The following is a 19,096-nucleotide window of genomic DNA, read 5'->3' as shown; positions in this document are numbered from 1 at the left end:
ACTACTTTACGTCAAATTTCACACGCGTACCATCTGGGTATTTATCTAGCTTATTCCCTACCCAAGACCCTGCTCCGCGGTTATCTGCTGGACTTATATATTCGATATGTGCTCCTTTTCCGCCTTCTTTACACATCGCCATTGGCCATTCATCACGATCGTACCCTTTTTTTGATGGGTATGGAGCTAACGATAATTTTCTTCTATCCGCAGCACCACCACGGTCGATTGTACAAACTTCTGAATGTCCTTCTTTTATCGCATCCGTAATATGTTTCCCGGTTTCTGGATATCTCTCTTTCGGAAATTCTAGAACTTGATCATACGCATTTGTTTTTTTTGTACTTGTTTCCTCTGGAATAAGTACTTCATAAACCGCTACTACAATAGAAAGAATTGCAATAATTGAAATGATAATACCTTTTAATTGCTTCATGTATACCTCCATGATTCTACCAGTTTCTTTTCCTCAGTTATTATAACAAACTTCTCCCGTATATGTTTTCAGACATTATTTTAGCTCTTCTCCGCTATTCCGCCAAAAACTCTCATTTTTCTTCACCTTTTCACTAATGCTGTAGAAAACTAATAACCTTCCGACATTCTTTTTCAAAGGAAGTCCTCATAAAAGATTGAAATGATATATACGATACTTTTTGGGGAGGAAATATCATGGAAGCTATCTATAAAACGAAAGATGTCACGAATAAAACAGGCATCCCAAAACATATAGTTCGCAAATATAGTCAACTGTTAGAGGAACATGGTTATATGATTTCCAAAACAGCTGATGCCCGTATTTATAAACTGGATGATTTAAAACTATTGAAATCTATACATGAAAGAGCTGCTACATTGCAAGAAGATATTTCAGAAACGATACCAATTATTTTAAAAGAAAAAGAGGCCCCACCTGTACCAGTTATACAAGATAAGCAAGAAATACAACCGAAAGAAAAAGAAGATGGGCGTAACTTTGAGGAGTTCATGTTAAAACTTGAAATGCTCGCTCAATTAAATGAAGCAATTATTCATCAAAATTCTACCCTTATTACCCAAAATCGTTTAAAAGATGAAAAGCTAGATGAATTAATGCAACAAGTTTATGTAAAAGAAGGCTCTCAAGAAAAAATGCTACAAGAATTAGTGGATCATGCTGCTCAAACAGATGCCCTGCAGAAAGAAAAGATGGACTTATTAATGAATCATATGTATAAACGAGAATCTAAGCAAGAAGAAAAAATGAATAAACTCGTAAATCAAATTTATAACAAAGATAGTAATCGTGATGCACAACTTATGCAAGTTATTCGTGAAATTCAAGAAACAAAAAGAATGGTTGCTGCCTCAAAAGAGCAAGGATTCTTGCAATCATTTAGAAGCTTATTTAGCCGAACAAAACAAGAAAAAACAAATGAATAAACAATATAAAATAAAAAGTTACCTTTCAACGGTAACTTTTATTCCTTATTTCTTACAGCTGGCAATATAATAATCGCTTCAGTGCCTTTCCCACTTTCGCTTTTATATTCCAGCGTACCATTATGCGCTTGTAAAATACTAAATGTTACCATAAGCCCTAATCCTGTTCCTTTTTCTTTTAAAGAATAATACGGTTGTCCCAGCCTTGCTAACTGTTCTTTCGTCATTCCAACACCACTATCTTTAACTCTTATTACAATCGTTTCATCTTTTTGAATAGCCGTTACTTTTAAATATCCTTTATTTCCTTGAATTGCTTCAATACCATTTTTAACAACATTCATAATTGCTTGCTTTAATTTCGTCTTATCACCAATCGTATAAAGGCTTTCAGAAATCTCAACTTGCAAATATACACCTTGCATCGCTGCAAATGATGACATAAGTGTAGTCATTTCTATTAATTGTGCTGATAAACAAATGTGTTCCTTTTTCTCAATTTGTGGCCTTGCTAAATTCAAATAATCTGAAATAATTTGTTCTGCTCGGTCCAATTCGGCTAATACGAGACGCATATAATCCTTATTCTTCACATCTTCCGTACTTTCTAGCAATTGAATAAAACCACGAACAACAGTGAGCGGGTTTCGAACCTCATGTGCAACACTTGCTGCTAACTCACTTACAATATTAAGCTTTTCTGACTTTTGCATCTCTGTACGTAGTATTGCATTTTCATTTAAATATTCTGTTAAGTACACCTGAAATACCATTGTCATAACCATAATAAGCGAAGCAAATATATATCCGCTATATAGGTGCGAAATATACGGTGTAAACCCCGTTTCTAACAGAACGGTAATCATTCCAATTACTAAAGAAACAAGTACGTACAATGATGAAATCATAAATGCAAAAATTAGTTTCTTCTCCCTTGAAAATAGAGACCATTTCTTTGATAAAAATAATGGGACTATCAATAGAAATATTACTTCTATGATTGGAAGAAGGCTCATTCCCTTTAGTGCCCATTCATATGCAACAAAAATCACGGCCGGGACTAAACCAACAATCCCACCATATAGAAAACCACTAACAATCGGGATTGGGTGAAAGTTATACCCACAAACGTCACCAAAACAAATAGAGTATGTCATGGAGAGAACGAGTGTAATACTGGATAAAAACATAATAAAGTAGCGGTTAGGCTTCGGAGGCATTTCTTGATAACGATTTAAACGAATCGCTTCATATAAAAATAGCGGCAAAATAATGATGGCAATTTGGATCATTAAATCACGGATCAGCTCCATAGCCTTTCATCCCCTATATGTATTTTGATATGATTATATCATTTTACGGGTTTATTTGTTTTAAAATTTTGATTTTTCTTAACATATTTGTTAATTCTTTGTTAACAACACATAATAATTGTTACAGATTTTCGAAATGAATGTAAACCCTGTACCAAATTTCTGCCCGGCAGTATACAATGAATACGGATTACAAAGAAAATAAAAAATACTTCATGAGACGGACAACTATAGCAAAATACAGCATATAATCCATACTATCTATGTTTACAAATAAGTGATCATTATTTTAGTAGGAGGAAGATAAATATGGCGGGTACTACGCTTGTTTTAAAAGAAGAAAATTTGGTCGTTCTAGAAAATGTTGAAAAATCAGTATATGAAGAGTTACAGCATAAAACGGGAGAAGAAAATTGCACATGTGCTGTTAATGAATCCGTTGTTCACCTTGGCAAAGTATCCTCTGTACTTTGGAATGAAGATGAAATAGATTGGGAGTACGGATATTAAAAAGTCGCTTACAGCGGCTTTTTTTCTATTATCCCTCTCTTTCTACATAACATATACGCAAGCGAAATTATAGAAAATATGATAAAATGGACTTAATTTTCAAACGGAAGAAAGGGAGATACAATGGAACAATTCATTAACCCTAGAGTGAAGGACATCCAAATTTCTGGAATCCGTCAATTCTCTAACATGATTCAAAACTATGATAATCTTATCTCTTTAACAATTGGTCAACCTGATTTTCCTACACCTTCTCTTGTAAAAGAAGCGGCAAAACGGGCTATTACAGAAAATTATACAAGCTATACACATAACGCTGGTTTACTAGAATTGCGCAAGGCAGCTTGTAACTTTGTAAAAGATAACTACGATTTACATTATTCACCTGAAAACGAAACCATCGTTACAATCGGTGCCAGTGAAGCAATTGATGTTGCATTTCGAACGATTTTAGAGCCAGGAACAGAAGTCATTTTACCTGCCCCTATTTATCCAGGATACGAACCGATTATTCGCTTATGCGGCGCTACACCTATTTTTATCGATGTTCGTGAAACTGGCTTTCGTTTAACAGCCGAAGCACTAGAAAATGCTATTACTGAAAAAACAAGATGCGTCGTACTGCCGTATCCTTCTAATCCAACTGGTGTAACTTTATCGAAAGAAGAACTGCAAGATATTGTAGATGTTTTAAAAGATAAAAACATTTTCGTCCTTTCTGATGAAATTTATAGCGAACTTGTATATGAACAAACGCATACATCTATTGCTCATTTCCCAGAAATGCGTGAAAAGACTATCGTCATTAACGGTTTATCAAAATCTCACTCTATGACTGGCTGGCGTATCGGTCTATTATTCGCACCAAGCTATTTAGCTGGACATATATTAAAAGTTCATCAATACAACGTAACGTGCGCTACTTCAATTGCTCAATATGCTGCAATTGAAGCATTAACAGCTGCTAAAGATGCACCAAAAATGATGTGCCACCAATACAAAAAACGCCGTGATTACGTATATAATAGACTCATTCAAATGGGCTTAACAGTTGAAAAGCCAACAGGTGCATTTTACTTATTCCCATATGTTGGACATTTAACATCTTCATCATTTGATTTTGCACTTGACCTTGTCAAAGAAGCTGGACTCGCCGTCGTTCCTGGAACAGCATTTTCTGAATATGGTGAGGGTTATCTTCGCTTATCCTATGCGTATAGTATCGAAACTTTAAAAGAAGGCTGTGACCGTTTAGAAGCCTTCCTACAACAAAAAGCTAAGAGTTAAACTCTTAGCTTTTTTATGCATAATGATCACAAGTTTGACGCTTCAGTAATTTATGCGGAATAATAATACACTTTGCAGTAGATTCTGCATTCTCTACTTTATCAACTAAAGCTTTTGCTGCTTCATATCCTAGTTGATATATATTCACATCAACTGTCGAAAGTGGCGGACTCGCAATTTCTGATAATAAAGCATTGTTGAAGCTTACAATAGAGACATCCTTCGGTACAACGAAGCCTTTTTTAGAAAGTGCACTTAACACACCAAGTCCAATCAAGTCATCCGTTGCGATAATTGCTGTCGGCGGTTGCTTCAGCCCCATTAATTCCTCCACGGCTTGTTGACCACTTTCTCTTGAAAAATCAAAATGTAAAATATACTCTTTCGGCAATATAATATCAGCTAATTTCAAAGCATCACTCATTCCAGCCAAACGATCTCTCGTTACAAGTAAATCAGATCCACCGCCGATGAACGCGATTTGTTTATGACCTAATGAAATCAAATATTCTGCTACTTCTCTTGCAGCTGTATAATTGTCATTATCTACATATGTAATTTCTTCTTTTCGATCATATGGTTTCCCAATTAATACAAACGGGAAATTTTGTTTATGCAAATATTGAATAATCCGATCATTCTCTCTTGAATATAAAAGAATAATGCCACCAATTTGGCGCCCCTGCACCATCTTTACAACACCATTAAAAATTTCATCTTCCGTTTCACCTGTCGACATATAAAGTGCATACCCTTCCACATGTGCAAATGAACTAATCCCTCTTATAACTTCTGGGAAAAACGGATTTTGAAAAGCTTTACTTGCAGAACTTGGCATAACAAGACCAAGTGTTTTTGTTGTTTGGTTAGCTAGGTTTCTTGCGTTTAAATTGGGATGATACCCTAGTTCACTCATTACTTTCCGAACACGACGCTTTGTTTTTTCACTTATACTTGGATTATCAGCAATTACACGAGAAACGGTAGATGGTGCTACATTCGCCTTCTTCGCCACATCTTTAATTGTAACTGTCATAAAAATCCCCCTCCTCTCAATTCTCTGCCATTTTTCATATATTTTTATCTTGCACCCGTTGCAAGTTATAGGAGAAGTCATAAACTTTCATTAATTCTATCTTGCAAAACCTATCATATTCTCCCTCTCCATGTATTGTAAGGGATATAGCTCTTTTTTCCTATACTATAATATACTATTTATTTCACTTCTTTTCACATATGATGTCAAATCTCTTTTCATCTCCCTATAAAATATTTTATAGGGAGATGAAAAGAAAAATGGGACGTAATGTCCCATTTTTCATCCTTTCGTACCTCCAGCAGTTAAACCAGAGATAAAGTATTTTTGTAGTGATAGGAATAAAATTGAAATTGGGATTGCAATCAATACTGAACCTGCTGCAAACGTTGTAAATTCATTACCAAATTTCTTCGCTACCATTTCATATAATCCAACTGCTAAAGTATAATTTTCTGGTGTGCGCAAAATAATACTCGCTAAAATGAAATCTGTAAATGGACCGATGAAAGTGAATAGCGCTACAACTGCTACGATTGGCTTTGCAAGTGGCATAATGATTTGCCAAAAAATACGGAAATGTCCTGCCCCATCCATACGAGCTGACTCATCCAATTCTTTCGGAATTGTATCAAAATATCCCTTCATAAGCCATGTATTCATTGGGATTGCCCCGCCTACATAAATTAAAATTAATGCAAGGTGCGTATCAATTAATCCTGTTAACTGCGCTAATACATATAGAGCGATTAACGCTGCAAAGTTTGGAATCATTTGCAGAATTAAAAATGTTAATAAACCATTTTTTCTTCCTACAAAACGGTATCTTGAAAATGCATAAGCAGTAAAGCTAATTGCTAACACTGAGAAAATCATCGTTAAAACACTTACTTTTAATGTGTTTTTATACCATAGTAAATAATTACTATTCTCTAAATCTAATAACTTACGATAATGATCTAACGTTGCATTTTGTGGGATAATACTTGATCCAGATAAACTATCACCCGGATTAAACGATGAGCCAATAATCCATAATAATGGATAGAAAATGATGGCACACATTACGAAAATAACGAAATAACTTAATGAGAGACGTAACATCTTTTGTCTTTTAATATTCATTTACATCATATCCTCTTCTTGGAATGATTTTGTTCTCTTAAATTGCCATAACGCAACTGTAATAACGATTAACGATAATATCATTGTAAGAGCTGCTGCTTTCCCATACTGCGCTGAAGTCATCGTTAACTTATAAATCCATGAAATTAAAATATCCGTTCCACCTGCGTCTTGTCCAGCTACAGCAGGACCTCCGCCGTTAAATAGATAGATGATACTAAAGTTATTAAAGTTAAACGTATATTGCGTAATTAATATTGGTGCTGTTGCATATAGAACAAGTGGCAATGTAATTTTTCGAAACTGTTGCCAAGCTGTAGCTCCGTCTACTGTAGCAGCTTCATATAATTCTCCTGGAATCGATTGCAATATACCTGTCGTCATTGCAAAGACGAACGGGAATCCAAGCCACGTTTGAATCATAATTAAAGCTACCTTCGCCCAAAATGGATCTGTCATCCAAGCAATCTTTTCAATTCCGAATAAAGCCAATACTTGATTGTTAATTGCTCCAAATGTCTCATTAAACATACCAGAGAAAACAAGAATAGATACGAATGCTGGGACCGCCCACGGTAAAATGAAGATTGTTCGAATAATTGCCTTCCCTTTAATACCAGGCTGATTTACGATAATCGCTAAGAAAATACCAAGCGCAACTTGTAATGTCGTTGCAACGAATGTCCAAATGACAGTCCAAGAAAATACACTTAAAAACGTCTCTCTCCACATCGGTAATGTAAAGATATCAATAAAGTTTTTAAACCCTACCCAATCTACTAGTTTAGCTGGAGGAGAATGATATAAATCATAGTTCGTAAATCCAATTAAAATTACGAAGATGATTGGGAATACAACTACAAAGATAAGTAATAGAAAACCTGGTGAAACCATTAAATATGGAAAACCTTGATCTAGTAAATTACGGTATTGCTCTTTTACAGAGTTTAACGGTGTTCCTATATCACGTTTCTTCCCGTTTTGGTATGCATCATATAAATTAAACCCATATATTCCGAGGCCAAACACGATGACGATGAGTGCTAAGATTCCTTCTACTAATAGAAAGACAGAATGGTCACGTGGAACTTCTGTACCAAGCGTTACAATTCCCCATAATCCCATATTTAATAAATCAGCAAAGGCTACAATAAATGAACCTGTTAATACTAGAAAAATAAGACCTTTTACAAATTGTTTATTATACATTTGGCCCACGCCTGGAATGATAGATAACATGGTTGCCATTTTCCTATGCTTTGAACCATTTAAGCCGTTTGCTGGTTCCATAGATGTTTGCATGTTCCTTCCCCCTTTTTTCTGGGAGAGAATTCGTGCCCCTCATATTAGAGGCACGAATTTCACCTTATTTTTTCTTACTATGATTTGCCTCAATATTACCTTTAATTTGCTTTACTGCATTATCAAGCGCTGCTTTTGGTGCCTCTTTATCCGTAACAACTAATTGAAGCGCATCTCCAGCTGGTTTCCATACTTCTTGCATTTCTGGAATGTTCGGCATTGGAATCCCATTTTCAGATTGTGTCGCAACTGCTTTTGCAGCTTCATTATCTTTAATAATTGGATCTTCCATTACTGCTTTTACTGGAGGAATTTCTTTTGTTTTCTCAAATCGAATTTTTGCGTTTTCTTCATTCGTTACCCATTCAGTGAATTTTGTAGCTAAATCATTTTCTTTAGAGAAACTTGTTACATGCCATCCTTTAACCCCAACAAACGTTTTCATTGGTTGACCATTTGGTAATTTCGGCATTGGAGCAACCCCATAATCAATTCCGTTCTTTTCCATCGCTTGGAATGCCCATGGTCCATTCATAATAGATGCTGCTTTCCCTTCATTGAATAGTCCATCAGCAGCAGGTCCACCAGATTCACCGATAATACCTTTCGGGAATAACTTTTCTTTGTACCATTTTTGAAGGTATTCAGCACCTTGCACTGCTCCGCTATTATTTAATCCAACATCACTTGCATTTGGCTTTCCATCTTTTTCACCAAACACATAACCACCCATACCTGCCATGAATGCATTAGCAAAGTAGAAGTTATCTCCTAATGTTAAAAATCCGTACTTGCCATCCTTGGTAAATTCTTTTGAGAAGTTAAACAGCTCGTCCATCGTTTCTGGTGCTTTTGGCATTAATTTTTTATTGTAAATAAAGATTGGTGTCTCAATTGCTTTTGGTAAACCATATAATTTTCCGTTATATGTCTGTGCTTGTATTGATAAATCAGTAAATTTACTCTTTACAGCATCATCAGCTTTCACTTCAGAAAGTAAACCTTCTGTTACTGCGTTTCCGATTTGATCATGTGGTAATGTTACAACATCTGGTCCCGTCCCCGCTGGTCCATCAAGACGTAACTTCTTCACTTGATCCGTCATTTGCATTTCAACAACTTTTACTTTTACTTTATATTTTTCCTCAAAGCTTTTTACTGCTGGTTCTAAACCAACGCCTTTTTTATCATCTTCCCAAACAAGAAGATCATAGTCTTTCTTCGCTTTACTTTCCTCTTTTTTTCCCGAATCTTTCGGCCCACATGCAGATAACATACCAATTGATAATGCCGAAACCGTTAATAATGATAATGCTTTCTTCATCCCAAAAACCTCCCTAAATTGTATATGTACCTTAATAATTGAAAACGTTTGCATTGAATAGTTTAATAGAAGCGCAAACAATATCTCAATCTATGAAAACGTTTGCGCTATTTGTCTATCATTATACATTCTTTTATTCATTTTGCAAATATTAATTTAAAAATATTATTTACTATACTCTTTATATATTGACTTTATATGAAATGAATACTACTCTTATAAGCAATATTAAAGTTATGCAAAAAGCAATCGTTTGCAACATATACTTTATTATTATACTTAAGGGAACAATATGCATGGAGATAGTAAAGGGGGATTTTCTATATGCTTAAAGAAGCCATTTATCATAGGCCAAAAGATAATTATGCATACGCTTACGATGAAAAAACGATTCACATCCGAATACGTACTAAAAAAGACGATGTTCAAAGCGCCACTCTTATTTACGGTGATCCTTATGAATGGAAAGACGGGAAATGGATTACATCAAGTACACCGATGAAAAAAACTGGTTCTACTACATTGTTTGATTATTGGTCCATTTCCATTGAGCCAAAATTTAAGCGCTTACGTTATGGATTCGAATTAAAAAACGATGCAGACACTCTTATTTATGCAGAGCGAGGATTTTTTTCTACCATTCCAAATGATGACGTTGGTAACTTTTTCTGTTTTCCATTTATTCATGCAAATGATGTATTCAAAGCGCCTTCCTGGATTAAAGATACTGTTTGGTATCAAATTTTCCCAGAACGATTTGCAAATGGAGATCGTGTACTAAATCCAGAAAATACCCTCCCTTGGGGCAGCACTGAACCAACTCCAACTAATTTTTTCGGAGGAGATTTTGCTGGTATTATCCAAAACCTTGATTACCTTGTTAAGCTTGGAATTTCTGGAATATATTTTACACCTATTTTCAAAGCACATTCAAACCATAAGTATGACACAATCGACTACATGGAAATCGACCCACAATTTGGTACAAAAGAAACTTTCAAAGAACTCGTTCAGGCATGTCATACACACGGTATAAAAGTAATGCTCGATGCCGTATTTAATCATAGTGGATACTTTTTCGATAAATTTCAAGACGTACTAGAAAATGGTGAGCAGTCAGCATATAAAGAGTGGTTCCATATTCATGAGTTCCCAATTAGAACTGAGCCACTTCCGAATTATGATACTTTCGCGTTTACACCGTATATGCCTAAATTAAATACAGCACACCCGGATGTAAAAGAATACTTACTTGAAGTTGGGCGTTATTGGGTAAGAGAATTCAATATAGACGGTTGGCGCCTTGATGTGGCAAATGAAGTCGACCATAGCTTTTGGAGAGAATTCCGGAGTGAGATCAAGGCATTAAATCCTGAAGTATATATTTTAGGCGAAATTTGGCACGATGCACTTCCATGGCTACAAGGGGATCAATTTGATGCTGTAATGAGCTATCCTGTTACAAATGCTCTACTGTCTTACTTTGCTAACGATTCCATTAAAGCAAATGAATTTATGAAACAAATTACAGAATCTCTACATTCCTACTCTATGAATGTAAATGAAGCAGCATTTCATTTATTAGACAGTCATGATACACCGAGAATATTGACAACATGTAATGGAGATAAAAACAAGTTAAAGTTACTTTATATATTCCACCTTTCTTTCATCGGCTCTCCTTGTATTTATTATGGAGACGAAATTGGTATGGACGGCGGTATGGACCCAGATTGCCGCAAATGTATGATTTGGGACACGAAAGAACAAGACCATCTATTATTTACACATGTACAAACATTAATTTCATTACGAAAGCAATATAAAGCATTTGGCGGACATGGTACTTTCCAATTTATCGAAGCAAATGATGAACATAATTATATTTCTTATACGAAAACATATGAAGATGAAACTATCTTTTTCGTTTTAAATCCGACTGGTAGTGATATTACAACTTCACTACCTCTCCATGTCACCGGAAAGAAAATCATTAACATTTATACAGACGAAGAATTTTCAGCGGAAGCAAGTGTATTACAAGTTACACTTCCTCCATATGGATTCTCCATATTAAAATGGTAACCAAAAAATCCTTATACCGAAGTGGTATAAGGATTTTTCTTATTTCAATTTGAATACCATTGCTTCATACGGGCGTAATGGTATGCTTTCTACCGGTCCATTCTCTACATCGTAATTGTGTATTAATAACTCTAATTCACTATAAACAATGTCCTTAGGTAATTCAAATACACATTCATCCGCAGTAAAGTTTGCAATAACAAGAAGTTTTTCTTCTCCATATGTTCTTACGTATGCAAAAATAGAAGGACTATTCTCTAATATTAAATCATATGATCCATACACAACTATTTCATTATTTTTGCGTAGCTCAATTAATTTCTTATAGTAATAAAAAATTGAATCTTCGTCTTGGAGTGCTTGTTTCACATTAATCTCTTTATAGTTAGGATTTACAGTAATCCAAGGTTCACTTGTTGTAAATCCAGCGTGTTTCTGATCATCCCACTGCATCGGAGTTCTAGCATTATCACGACCCTTTATATAAATAGATTCCATTACTTTTTCTATATCTTCACCATGGTCTATCACTTTTTCTTTATACATATTTAATGTTTCAATATCTCGATATTCATCAATTGATTCGAATCGAACGTTCGTCATTCCAATTTCTTCTCCTTGATAAATATATGGCGTTCCCTTCATCATATGTAGAACTGTCGCTAACATTTTTGCTGATTCAGTACGATAGATTCCATCATTACCAAAACGAGATACAACGCGAGGCTGATCATGGTTATTCCAATACAGACTATTCCATCCTGCATGCTCTAATGCTTTTTGCCACTTCGTTAAATTCTCTTTTAAAGTAAGGAGTGAACATGGTTTTACATCCCATTTTCCGCCTTCTCCTGAATCTAAATCCATATGTTCAAATTGGAATACCATCTGCAGTTCTTTTCGTTCTTCCCCGGTATACAATTTCGCTTCTTCTGTCGTTACACCAGGCATTTCACCAACCGTCATAATATCATAATGAGACAATACTTCTTCATTCATTTCATGTAAGTATTTATGAATGTTTGGACCGTTCATAAAATGCTTATGACCTGAAACATACCCCTCTTCTTCTGTTTCAACAGCTGGTAACCCCTCTTCTTTAGAAATAAAATTAATAACATCCATGCGGAAGCCATCAATTCCTTTTTCTAACCAAAACTTCATCATTTCATAAACATCTTGTCTTACCTTTTCATTATCCCAATTTAAATCTGGCTGTTTTTTAGAAAACAGATGTAAATAATATTCATCTGTCATTTCATCATACTGCCATGCTGATCCACTAAAAGCTGCTCCCCAGTTATTCGGCTCTTTTCCTTCTTTTCCAGGGCGCCATATATAGTAATCTCTATATTTATTATCTTTTGATTTACGTGATTCAATAAACCAATTATGTTCATCAGAAGTATGATTAACAACTAAGTCCATCATAAGTTTCATATTACGTTCATGCATTTCATGTAATAGCTTATCCCAATCGTCCATTGTTCCGAACTCATTCATAATTTTACAATAATCACTTATATCATAACCATTATCGTCATTTGGAGATTCATAGACTGGCGATAACCAAATTACATCAATCCCTAATTCTTTTAAGTAATCTAACTTTGAAATAATACCGCGAAGATCACCAATACCATCACCGTTGCTATCCATAAAGCTACGAGGATAAATTTGATATACTACACTTTCTTTCCACCACTGTTTTTCCATTATGCTACCCCATTTCATTAATAATTCGATTTTCTCTTTTTTAAGGCGCAAACGTTTTCATTAATGAATGATAACAGATTCTATCTTAATTTAAAATAGCGCTTACAACTTTTATTCTTATTTTTCTAAGAAAACATAAGAAATTTACTAATATTCTTCTAATGTATGAAAACGTTTTATTTTTTTGTTTATTTTTTGAATCTATTAGTTTATAATGAACTCAAAGAAAACGTTTGCATAATTATTTCTAGGAGGAAATACCATGGCAGAACTGAAATTAGAAAATATTTATAAAATATATGATAATAACGTAACAGCTGTAACAGACTTCAATTTACACATTCAAGATAAAGAGTTTATCGTATTTGTCGGTCCTTCTGGATGCGGAAAATCTACAACATTACGAATGGTAGCTGGACTTGAAGATATTTCAAAAGGAGAGTTTTCAATTGATGGTAAGCTAATGAATGATGTCCCTCCAAAAGATCGCGATATCGCAATGGTCTTCCAAAACTATGCTCTATATCCACATATGAGTGTGTATGATAATATGGCGTTTGGATTAAAACTTAGAAAAATACCAAAAGATGAAATCGATCGTCGTGTGAAAGATGCAGCAAAAATTTTAGGACTGGAACAATATTTAGATAGAAAACCGAAAGCGTTATCGGGTGGACAACGTCAACGTGTTGCGTTAGGTAGAGCAATTGTTCGAGACGCGAAAGTGTTCTTAATGGATGAGCCATTATCAAACTTAGATGCAAAACTCCGTGTTGCAATGCGATCAGAAATTTCTAAGTTACACCACCGCCTTGGAACGACAACAATTTATGTAACGCATGATCAAACTGAAGCAATGACAATGGCTTCTCGACTTGTTGTTATGAAAGACGGAAAGATTCAGCAAATCGGTACTCCAAAAGAAGTATATGAAACACCTGAAAACATTTTCGTTGGTGGATTTATCGGCTCTCCAGCGATGAATTTCTTCCGTGGTAAATTAACTGAAACCGATTTCGTTATAGACAATGTAATAAAAATCAAAGTAACTGAAGGAAAAATGAAACTATTACGTGAACAAGGCTATGTAAATAAGGACATCGTTTTAGGTATTCGTCCTGAGGACATTCATGATGAACTATTATTTTTAGAAGCTTCACAATCTACTGTTTTCACAACAAAAATCGAAGTTGCTGAATTATTAGGTGCTGAATCTATTTTATATATGAAACTTGGAGACCAAGACTTTGCAGCACGTGTTGATGCAAGACATACATTTTCACCTGGTGACCAAATTAAACTAGCATTCGATATGAATAAAGCACATTTCTTTGATAGTCAAACTGAACAACGTATTCGTTAAAAAATAATTTCCTTCTACAATAACACACAAAAAAACCGTCCACATTTATACTGAGGGCGGTTTTCATTATTATACTAGGGCTTCAACTGTATGAAATGATTGTCCTTTCGTGCTAATAATGCCGAATATCGGTAAATCACTTAGCACCACTTCTTCTTGCTGTTTCATAAAAGATGACGTTAATTGTTTTATCTCTATCCATACGTCATTAATACAAAGTACATTGGAATCGTTCTCTTGTTGGCGTGAAAAAATAGAATCTATTTTATATAGACCAGCATTTTGAAAAAGCATATCAATACGGCTGAATGCATTCAAAGTAATACTGATAACGCGTTGCCAATCTCCTTGCTTTCCCATATCATAGGATACAAAAAGTGCTTCTCCGCCTAGATTCGTAATTTCCTCTACTGTTGCTTGTCCACTTTCTTGATCAATGTCCGTCACAATTACTTTTGCGCCTTGTTTAGCCAACAAAAGAGCTGTATTACGTCCAATACCGATGCCGCCGCCAGTTACGATGGCAACTTTTCCTGCAAGCTTCATTTTCATTACCCCTTCTATAAGTCTTACCGTCATTCAGTATACTCCTTTATGAGATTAGTCTGCAAGCAAGAAAAGTTGCGCATCCACTTGTAAGCGGTTACTCTTTTACTCCTTCTTTTTTCTTACTATTACGCTGATCGAAAACTAAACCGATGAAAATTAAAATCCCCCAAAAGATTACGCTACCTCCAGTCATTTCGATTTCCCCCTTATTATATAAAGATATTATTTCAATTATTATAACATTTTCTTAATTTTCAATCTATTAAATTCAAAAATGATATGGATTAACTTTTTCCTTATTATATATCAATTAAAATATATTTGTATAATAAAGAAAGACCTTCTTATTTTATATATAAAAAGGTCTCTTTTTTGTTATACAAGACTTATTACTTTCGTTTTTGTAATTAAATCCTGAAAACCACAATTATCTTTGCGGAATAACATCATATATACGTTACATAATATCGGAATTCCAAGTAGTAATATGTTTGGTAATAACAATACAAAAAATCGTATTGTTAATGTTTGTAATGTTAACTTTTCACTCTTCAATGAAATTAATTTTATTCTCGTTACCTTTTTACCAAGTGTAACACCGTTCCAAATAAAGGGTAGCAAAATAAAATATATCGCCATTAATATAAAAACTACTGCAAGATCATATCTATAATCACCAAAACTAATATTAAAGCGATTAAAAATAGCACTATAATTTCCGGTCATAATAGCTACTACTGCACCATACATAACCGAGATTAAAAACATGTCAATTAGGGAAGCACCTATGCGATTCATTACAAGCGCTGGACGATGCATCTTTAACTTCATTTTTATGTCGACTCCTTCATATCCTTCTTTACCCGTCTCATCGTACCACTTCTAAAAAACATTGTAAACTAGCGTTTCTCTTACTTTTCTTGTACAATGTGTTACAACAGCATTGTAAAGGAGGTTCCCATATTGAAAAAATGGATAATCCTATTCGTCGCATTCCTATTAGCCGGTTGTGCTGGAAATACAAATCATATAACTTATACGATTAACGATGAATACGAACTCATACGTACTTCTGGAAATGCATTTGAACTTTTCCCATCACAAGATGCTGTATATGCCACACAATACATTCCTGCAAAAATTACAGACATTGCTTGGGATGATAAATACATTATTGCAAAACAAACCGAGGAAAAGTCAGATCCGAATAACCCTGACGCTGCAATTGCAAATAAAAAAAGTGAGCATTATTGGATTATTGACGTAAAGCATAATAAACGTTTCGGCCCCTATAATGAAAAGCAATTTAATGAACAAAAAGATGCGTTTAAAATTAAGGTACCTTTTCAAAATGTAGATTCATACATAAAAGAACAGAAAAAACAGTCAGCATAACATTTTAAGTGCTGACTGTTTTTTCTTACATGTTTTTAAAAACATCTTACTCAGAAAGTGGAATGTTAAAAGTTTCTGGCTCTTTTACAACATCTTGTGTTTCTGTATCTCCTGCCACTGCACCATCTGTTGTAAACTTAATATCCTTTACCTTTTCTTTTCCATCATCAAGTATTAAACCGACAATACCATCTCTTGTTTCACCAGGCTTATAGTCTTCTCTTGATACATTTTTCGTACCAACTAGCGTATCCTCATCATATAAAAAGTTTTGAGTCGCTACTTTAAAATGTTGCTTATCGTTAATCGCAACATCATTCATAGAGAAAAATTGCATATTTTTATTCCCGCTATTTTCCACCTTATATGTAATTTCAACGTAACGAATCGTATCACTAATCTCTGTTCCACTTAGCGATGCATATAATTCTGCATCTTCTTGACTTACTTTATCTCCTAATCTACGCTTTACTTCTTCAGGAGTTAATGCCGTATATACTTTTAATGTATTTTTTGCCTTTTCACTCATCTGTGATAAAGAGATTACTTTCACCTCTTGTACATGAATTTTCATTGGTGCTACTTCAAATGTTTGATTTACAGAATGAATCTGCTCTAACTTAAAAGTACCCCATCCTGTTTCTTTCACTTTTTGTCCTACTTTTTTCAGCTCACGCCCACCATATTCTTTCGTCTCAGGAATAGATTCTTTCTTCTTCGGTTCAACTTTCTTTTCTTCTTGATGGAAGCAACCACTTAACATAAGAAGAAAACTACATAAAACAAAAATACTTTTCCATGCTTTCATCATTTAATTTCTCCTAACACTATCATTCATTAATATAAAATTAGTCCCTAGCCTTGTAAACTATAGAAACAATAAGAAGTCCACAAAACGAACTTGTCAGTCCAGATACTATTATACCCCCTATTTGGAAAATATGAAAATAGGGATTTACGAACGCGTGAACGATAAATGTAATAGTTGCCACAATGATTGCCGAAATCCAATACTTCCTTTTTTCTGAAGCTATAATAATATCTTTCCCTGTTTCATCTTTATACTTCCATAGTACGTATACTAGTAATAATAAACCAACACATGTACTCCCGTGTTGCATATATTTATACACTGGAATACTATGTAATTCTCTTTGTAAAAATGGTATTTTCATAACAAAGTAGCCCATGTTATGAGTAAACGCATCCCAAACGACATGCGTAAGCATACCAAATAAAGCGGAATAGCAAAATACAAAGAAATCCTTCCATGTATGAAGCCCCCACCTTTTATCTACTGCATATATATAGTAGCCAGCAAATGGTTTAGGTAAATGCGTTATAAACGGCTTTTTTAAAATGTAATGATATATGTATGTTAACAAAAATACGAGCGGTAAATTTAAATATACGAACCCAAGCCATGTATGGCCAATAACACCATACGGTCTAAAGTGTAAAAAATATTCAAAGTCAGGCGCCATACTCCCTAATATAAGAGCCGTTACTGAAATATATTGAGAATGCTTTTTCGCAAAAGGAAGAATTGCTGCTGGATGTGCAAATGTAAACGGCATGTTGTAACTCCTCTTCATATTTTCAATAGAATACCATCTATCATAACGAGAGAATTGATCTTGATGCAATATTTATTTTCACATTGGAATATGATAGTTTACATGTTATAATCCACATAAAATATTCAGAAAATAAGGCGTTGCATATTCTTAACACTTGTCTTTTTTCCTGTTCCGTTTATCTTCTATGTAAGTACATACATCGGCTTTTTTCTATGGAAGCATTTTAAAGTAGTAGTATACATTCCGGACTTAGTCGGTTTCATTATTACCCTTGTATTTGTTGCTTTGTTACAATCAAAATCCGTTATGAATTGAGGTTTTTATATTGATTGACGTACCCTTTTTAAGAAATGTCACATTAAAAAAAGAAAATATCCCTAGTTTCTCCGCATATCCTTACTGTTTACCCGCTATCCGAACATTACAGTCACTAGCTTTCCATCCAAATGTAACATTCATTATTGGAGAAAACGGAACGGGTAAGTCAACATTACTCGAAGCAATTGCAATCGCTTTAGGATTTAATGCAGAAGGTGGAACAAGGAATTTCCGCTTTAGCACAAACGATTCACATTCATCTTTACATGAATACCTTCGAATTTCCAAAAGTTTCAATACACCAAACGACGGTTTCTTTCTTCGCGCTGAATCATTTTATAACGTTGCTTCTTATATAGATGAAATAGATGCCGATAGAGAAGCACGTGGAAATCCAGTTATCAACTCCTATGGTGGTATCTCACTACACAAACAATCACACGGTGAATCATTCTTTTCATTATTCATGAACCGTTTTTCAGGACAAGGTTTATATATTTTAGATGAGCCTGAAGCAGCTTTATCACCGATGAGACAACTTTCCATGCTCATTCGAATGCACGAATTAGCGGAACAAGGTTCACAATTTGTTATCGCGACTCACTCGCCTATTTTAATGGCTTATCCTGAATCCACTATATATTCTTTAACACAAGAAGGGATTCACGAATCCACATTAGAAGAAACAGAGCATTACCAAACGACGAAACTTTTCTTTGAAAATCGCGATCGATTATTCCATCATTTATTTGATTCTTAAAAAAAAGAAGC

The 19,096-nt window shown here is 34.5% G+C and carries 19 protein-coding genes; 7 read left to right on the top strand and 12 right to left on the bottom strand.

The window, feature by feature from the left end; translation table 11 throughout:
* Position 1: 1 nt before the first annotated feature.
* Positions 2-436 carry a DNA-entry nuclease gene (gene nucA / locus ACQVV1_RS05085; RefSeq protein ID WP_063223129.1) on the bottom strand — a complete coding sequence of 145 codons (435 nt, stop codon included), beginning with the start codon at positions 434-436 and terminating at the stop codon, positions 2-4.
* Between the two features lie 236 nt (positions 437-672).
* On the opposite strand from nucA, the gene ACQVV1_RS05080 reads away from it, so the two are divergent.
* Positions 673-1,422: a DUF3967 domain-containing protein gene (locus ACQVV1_RS05080; RefSeq protein ID WP_098555055.1), complete on the top strand. Its 750-nt coding sequence runs from the start codon at positions 673-675 to the stop codon at positions 1,420-1,422.
* Between the two features lie 38 nt (positions 1,423-1,460).
* On the opposite strand, the gene kinB is transcribed toward ACQVV1_RS05080, so the two are convergent.
* A complete protein-coding gene (gene kinB / locus ACQVV1_RS05075; protein ID WP_063223127.1) occupies positions 1,461-2,735 on the bottom strand; it encodes a sporulation sensor histidine kinase KinB in 1,275 nt (424 codons plus the stop codon).
* Between the two features lie 309 nt (positions 2,736-3,044).
* Between kinB and ACQVV1_RS05070 the strand changes: the two genes are divergently transcribed.
* A complete protein-coding gene (locus ACQVV1_RS05070) occupies positions 3,045-3,245 on the top strand; it encodes a hypothetical protein (RefSeq protein ID WP_000929285.1) in 201 nt (66 codons plus the stop codon).
* 123 nt (positions 3,246-3,368) lie between these two features.
* A complete protein-coding gene (locus ACQVV1_RS05065; RefSeq protein WP_063223126.1) occupies positions 3,369-4,532 on the top strand; it encodes an aminotransferase A in 1,164 nt (387 codons plus the stop codon).
* A 13-nt stretch (positions 4,533-4,545) separates the two neighbouring features.
* Here ACQVV1_RS05065 and malR read toward each other — a convergent pair whose 3' ends face one another.
* The 4 genes from malR to ACQVV1_RS05045 all read right to left on the bottom strand — a co-directional run bounded on the left by malR (position 4,546) and on the right by ACQVV1_RS05045 (position 9,319).
* On the bottom strand, positions 4,546-5,568 hold the full coding sequence (gene malR / locus ACQVV1_RS05060; RefSeq protein ID WP_063223125.1) for a maltose operon transcriptional repressor MalR: 1,023 nt from the start codon (positions 5,566-5,568) through the stop codon (positions 4,546-4,548).
* A gap of 282 nt (positions 5,569-5,850) precedes the next feature.
* Positions 5,851-6,693, bottom strand: coding sequence for a maltosaccharide ABC transporter permease MalD (gene malD, locus ACQVV1_RS05055; protein ID WP_001022595.1), 843 nt, complete (start codon positions 6,691-6,693; stop codon positions 5,851-5,853).
* Entirely contained in the window at positions 6,694-7,995 is a 1,302-nt protein-coding gene (gene malC, locus ACQVV1_RS05050; RefSeq protein ID WP_063223124.1) for a maltosaccharide ABC transporter permease MalC, read from the bottom strand. It lies immediately after the preceding gene.
* A gap of 64 nt (positions 7,996-8,059) precedes the next feature.
* On the bottom strand, positions 8,060-9,319 hold the full coding sequence (locus ACQVV1_RS05045) for an extracellular solute-binding protein (RefSeq protein ID WP_063223123.1): 1,260 nt from the start codon (positions 9,317-9,319) through the stop codon (positions 8,060-8,062).
* A 324-nt stretch (positions 9,320-9,643) separates the two neighbouring features.
* On the opposite strand from ACQVV1_RS05045, the gene ACQVV1_RS05040 reads away from it, so the two are divergent.
* Positions 9,644-11,404 (top strand): alpha-glycosidase, encoded by a 1,761-nt coding sequence (locus tag ACQVV1_RS05040; RefSeq protein WP_431168676.1) that lies wholly within the window; start codon positions 9,644-9,646, stop codon positions 11,402-11,404.
* 39 nt (positions 11,405-11,443) lie between these two features.
* On the opposite strand, the gene malL is transcribed toward ACQVV1_RS05040, so the two are convergent.
* On the bottom strand, positions 11,444-13,120 hold the full coding sequence (malL, locus tag ACQVV1_RS05035; RefSeq protein ID WP_199677476.1) for an oligo-1,6-glucosidase: 1,677 nt from the start codon (positions 13,118-13,120) through the stop codon (positions 11,444-11,446).
* A 262-nt stretch (positions 13,121-13,382) separates the two neighbouring features.
* Between malL and ACQVV1_RS05030 the strand changes: the two genes are divergently transcribed.
* Complete coding sequence (locus ACQVV1_RS05030; protein WP_063223120.1) at positions 13,383-14,483, top strand: ABC transporter ATP-binding protein; 1,101 nt, start codon at positions 13,383-13,385, stop codon at positions 14,481-14,483.
* 69 nt (positions 14,484-14,552) lie between these two features.
* Here the strand turns inward: ACQVV1_RS05030 and ACQVV1_RS05025 are convergent, their stop codons facing one another.
* From ACQVV1_RS05025 to ACQVV1_RS05015, 3 genes are all read right to left on the bottom strand, one after another.
* The gene (locus tag ACQVV1_RS05025) at positions 14,553-15,062 is read right to left on the bottom strand and encodes an SDR family NAD(P)-dependent oxidoreductase (protein WP_060632108.1); all 510 of its coding nucleotides are present in this window, start codon (positions 15,060-15,062) and stop codon (positions 14,553-14,555) included.
* A gap of 64 nt (positions 15,063-15,126) precedes the next feature.
* The gene (locus ACQVV1_RS05020; protein WP_097950693.1) at positions 15,127-15,225 is read right to left on the bottom strand and encodes a flagellar motor protein; all 99 of its coding nucleotides are present in this window, start codon (positions 15,223-15,225) and stop codon (positions 15,127-15,129) included.
* A 182-nt stretch (positions 15,226-15,407) separates the two neighbouring features.
* Positions 15,408-15,863 (bottom strand): RDD family protein, encoded by a 456-nt coding sequence (locus tag ACQVV1_RS05015; protein ID WP_063223117.1) that lies wholly within the window; start codon positions 15,861-15,863, stop codon positions 15,408-15,410.
* A 132-nt stretch (positions 15,864-15,995) separates the two neighbouring features.
* Here ACQVV1_RS05015 and ACQVV1_RS05010 point away from each other — a divergent pair, with 132 nt between their 5' ends.
* Positions 15,996-16,427, top strand: coding sequence for a DUF3997 domain-containing protein (locus ACQVV1_RS05010; protein ID WP_063223116.1), 432 nt, complete (start codon positions 15,996-15,998; stop codon positions 16,425-16,427).
* A 46-nt stretch (positions 16,428-16,473) separates the two neighbouring features.
* Here ACQVV1_RS05010 and ACQVV1_RS05005 read toward each other — a convergent pair whose 3' ends face one another.
* Positions 16,474-17,238 (bottom strand): DUF5068 domain-containing protein, encoded by a 765-nt coding sequence (locus tag ACQVV1_RS05005; RefSeq protein WP_431168675.1) that lies wholly within the window; start codon positions 17,236-17,238, stop codon positions 16,474-16,476.
* 37 nt (positions 17,239-17,275) lie between these two features.
* On the bottom strand, positions 17,276-18,004 hold the full coding sequence (locus ACQVV1_RS05000) for a DUF4184 family protein (protein WP_242252081.1): 729 nt from the start codon (positions 18,002-18,004) through the stop codon (positions 17,276-17,278).
* Positions 18,005-18,332: 328 nt separating this feature from the next.
* On the opposite strand from ACQVV1_RS05000, the gene ACQVV1_RS04995 reads away from it, so the two are divergent.
* Positions 18,333-19,085 carry an AAA family ATPase gene (locus ACQVV1_RS04995; RefSeq protein WP_431168674.1) on the top strand — a complete coding sequence of 251 codons (753 nt, stop codon included), beginning with the start codon at positions 18,333-18,335 and terminating at the stop codon, positions 19,083-19,085.
* Positions 19,086-19,096: the final 11 nt, after the last annotated feature.

It is taken from the genome of Bacillus basilensis (assembly GCF_050630465.1).
Taxonomy (GTDB): domain Bacteria; phylum Bacillota; class Bacilli; order Bacillales; family Bacillaceae_G; genus Bacillus_A; species Bacillus_A basilensis.
The sequence above is the reverse complement of the archived record's forward strand: the minus strand, read 5'-3'. Positions and strand labels throughout refer to the sequence as shown.

Coding starts and splice junctions, on each gene's coding strand:
- ACQVV1_RS05000 (WP_242252081.1), bottom strand. CDS start 18,004: ATGCCGTTTACATTTGCACATCCAGCAGCAATTCTTCCTTTTGCGAAA.
- ACQVV1_RS05025 (WP_060632108.1), bottom strand. CDS start 15,062: ATGACGGTAAGACTTATAGAAGGGGTAATGAAAATGAAGCTTGCAGGA.
- malL (WP_199677476.1), bottom strand. CDS start 13,120: ATGGAAAAACAGTGGTGGAAAGAAAGTGTAGTATATCAAATTTATCCT.
- ACQVV1_RS05070 (WP_000929285.1), top strand. CDS start 3,045: ATGGCGGGTACTACGCTTGTTTTAAAAGAAGAAAATTTGGTCGTTCTA.
- ACQVV1_RS05015 (WP_063223117.1), bottom strand. CDS start 15,863: ATGAAGTTAAAGATGCATCGTCCAGCGCTTGTAATGAATCGCATAGGT.
- ACQVV1_RS05020 (WP_097950693.1), bottom strand. CDS start 15,225: ATGACTGGAGGTAGCGTAATCTTTTGGGGGATTTTAATTTTCATCGGT.
- ACQVV1_RS05005 (WP_431168675.1), bottom strand. CDS start 17,238: ATGATGAAAGCATGGAAAAGTATTTTTGTTTTATGTAGTTTTCTTCTT.
- nucA (WP_063223129.1), bottom strand. CDS start 436: ATGAAGCAATTAAAAGGTATTATCATTTCAATTATTGCAATTCTTTCT.
- kinB (WP_063223127.1), bottom strand. CDS start 2,735: ATGGAGCTGATCCGTGATTTAATGATCCAAATTGCCATCATTATTTTG.
- malR (WP_063223125.1), bottom strand. CDS start 5,568: ATGACAGTTACAATTAAAGATGTGGCGAAGAAGGCGAATGTAGCACCA.
- ACQVV1_RS05080 (WP_098555055.1), top strand. CDS start 673: ATGGAAGCTATCTATAAAACGAAAGATGTCACGAATAAAACAGGCATC.
- ACQVV1_RS05045 (WP_063223123.1), bottom strand. CDS start 9,319: ATGAAGAAAGCATTATCATTATTAACGGTTTCGGCATTATCAATTGGT.
- ACQVV1_RS05065 (WP_063223126.1), top strand. CDS start 3,369: ATGGAACAATTCATTAACCCTAGAGTGAAGGACATCCAAATTTCTGGA.
- malD (WP_001022595.1), bottom strand. CDS start 6,693: ATGAATATTAAAAGACAAAAGATGTTACGTCTCTCATTAAGTTATTTC.
- ACQVV1_RS05040 (WP_431168676.1), top strand. CDS start 9,644: ATGCTTAAAGAAGCCATTTATCATAGGCCAAAAGATAATTATGCATAC.
- ACQVV1_RS05030 (WP_063223120.1), top strand. CDS start 13,383: ATGGCAGAACTGAAATTAGAAAATATTTATAAAATATATGATAATAAC.
- malC (WP_063223124.1), bottom strand. CDS start 7,995: ATGCAAACATCTATGGAACCAGCAAACGGCTTAAATGGTTCAAAGCAT.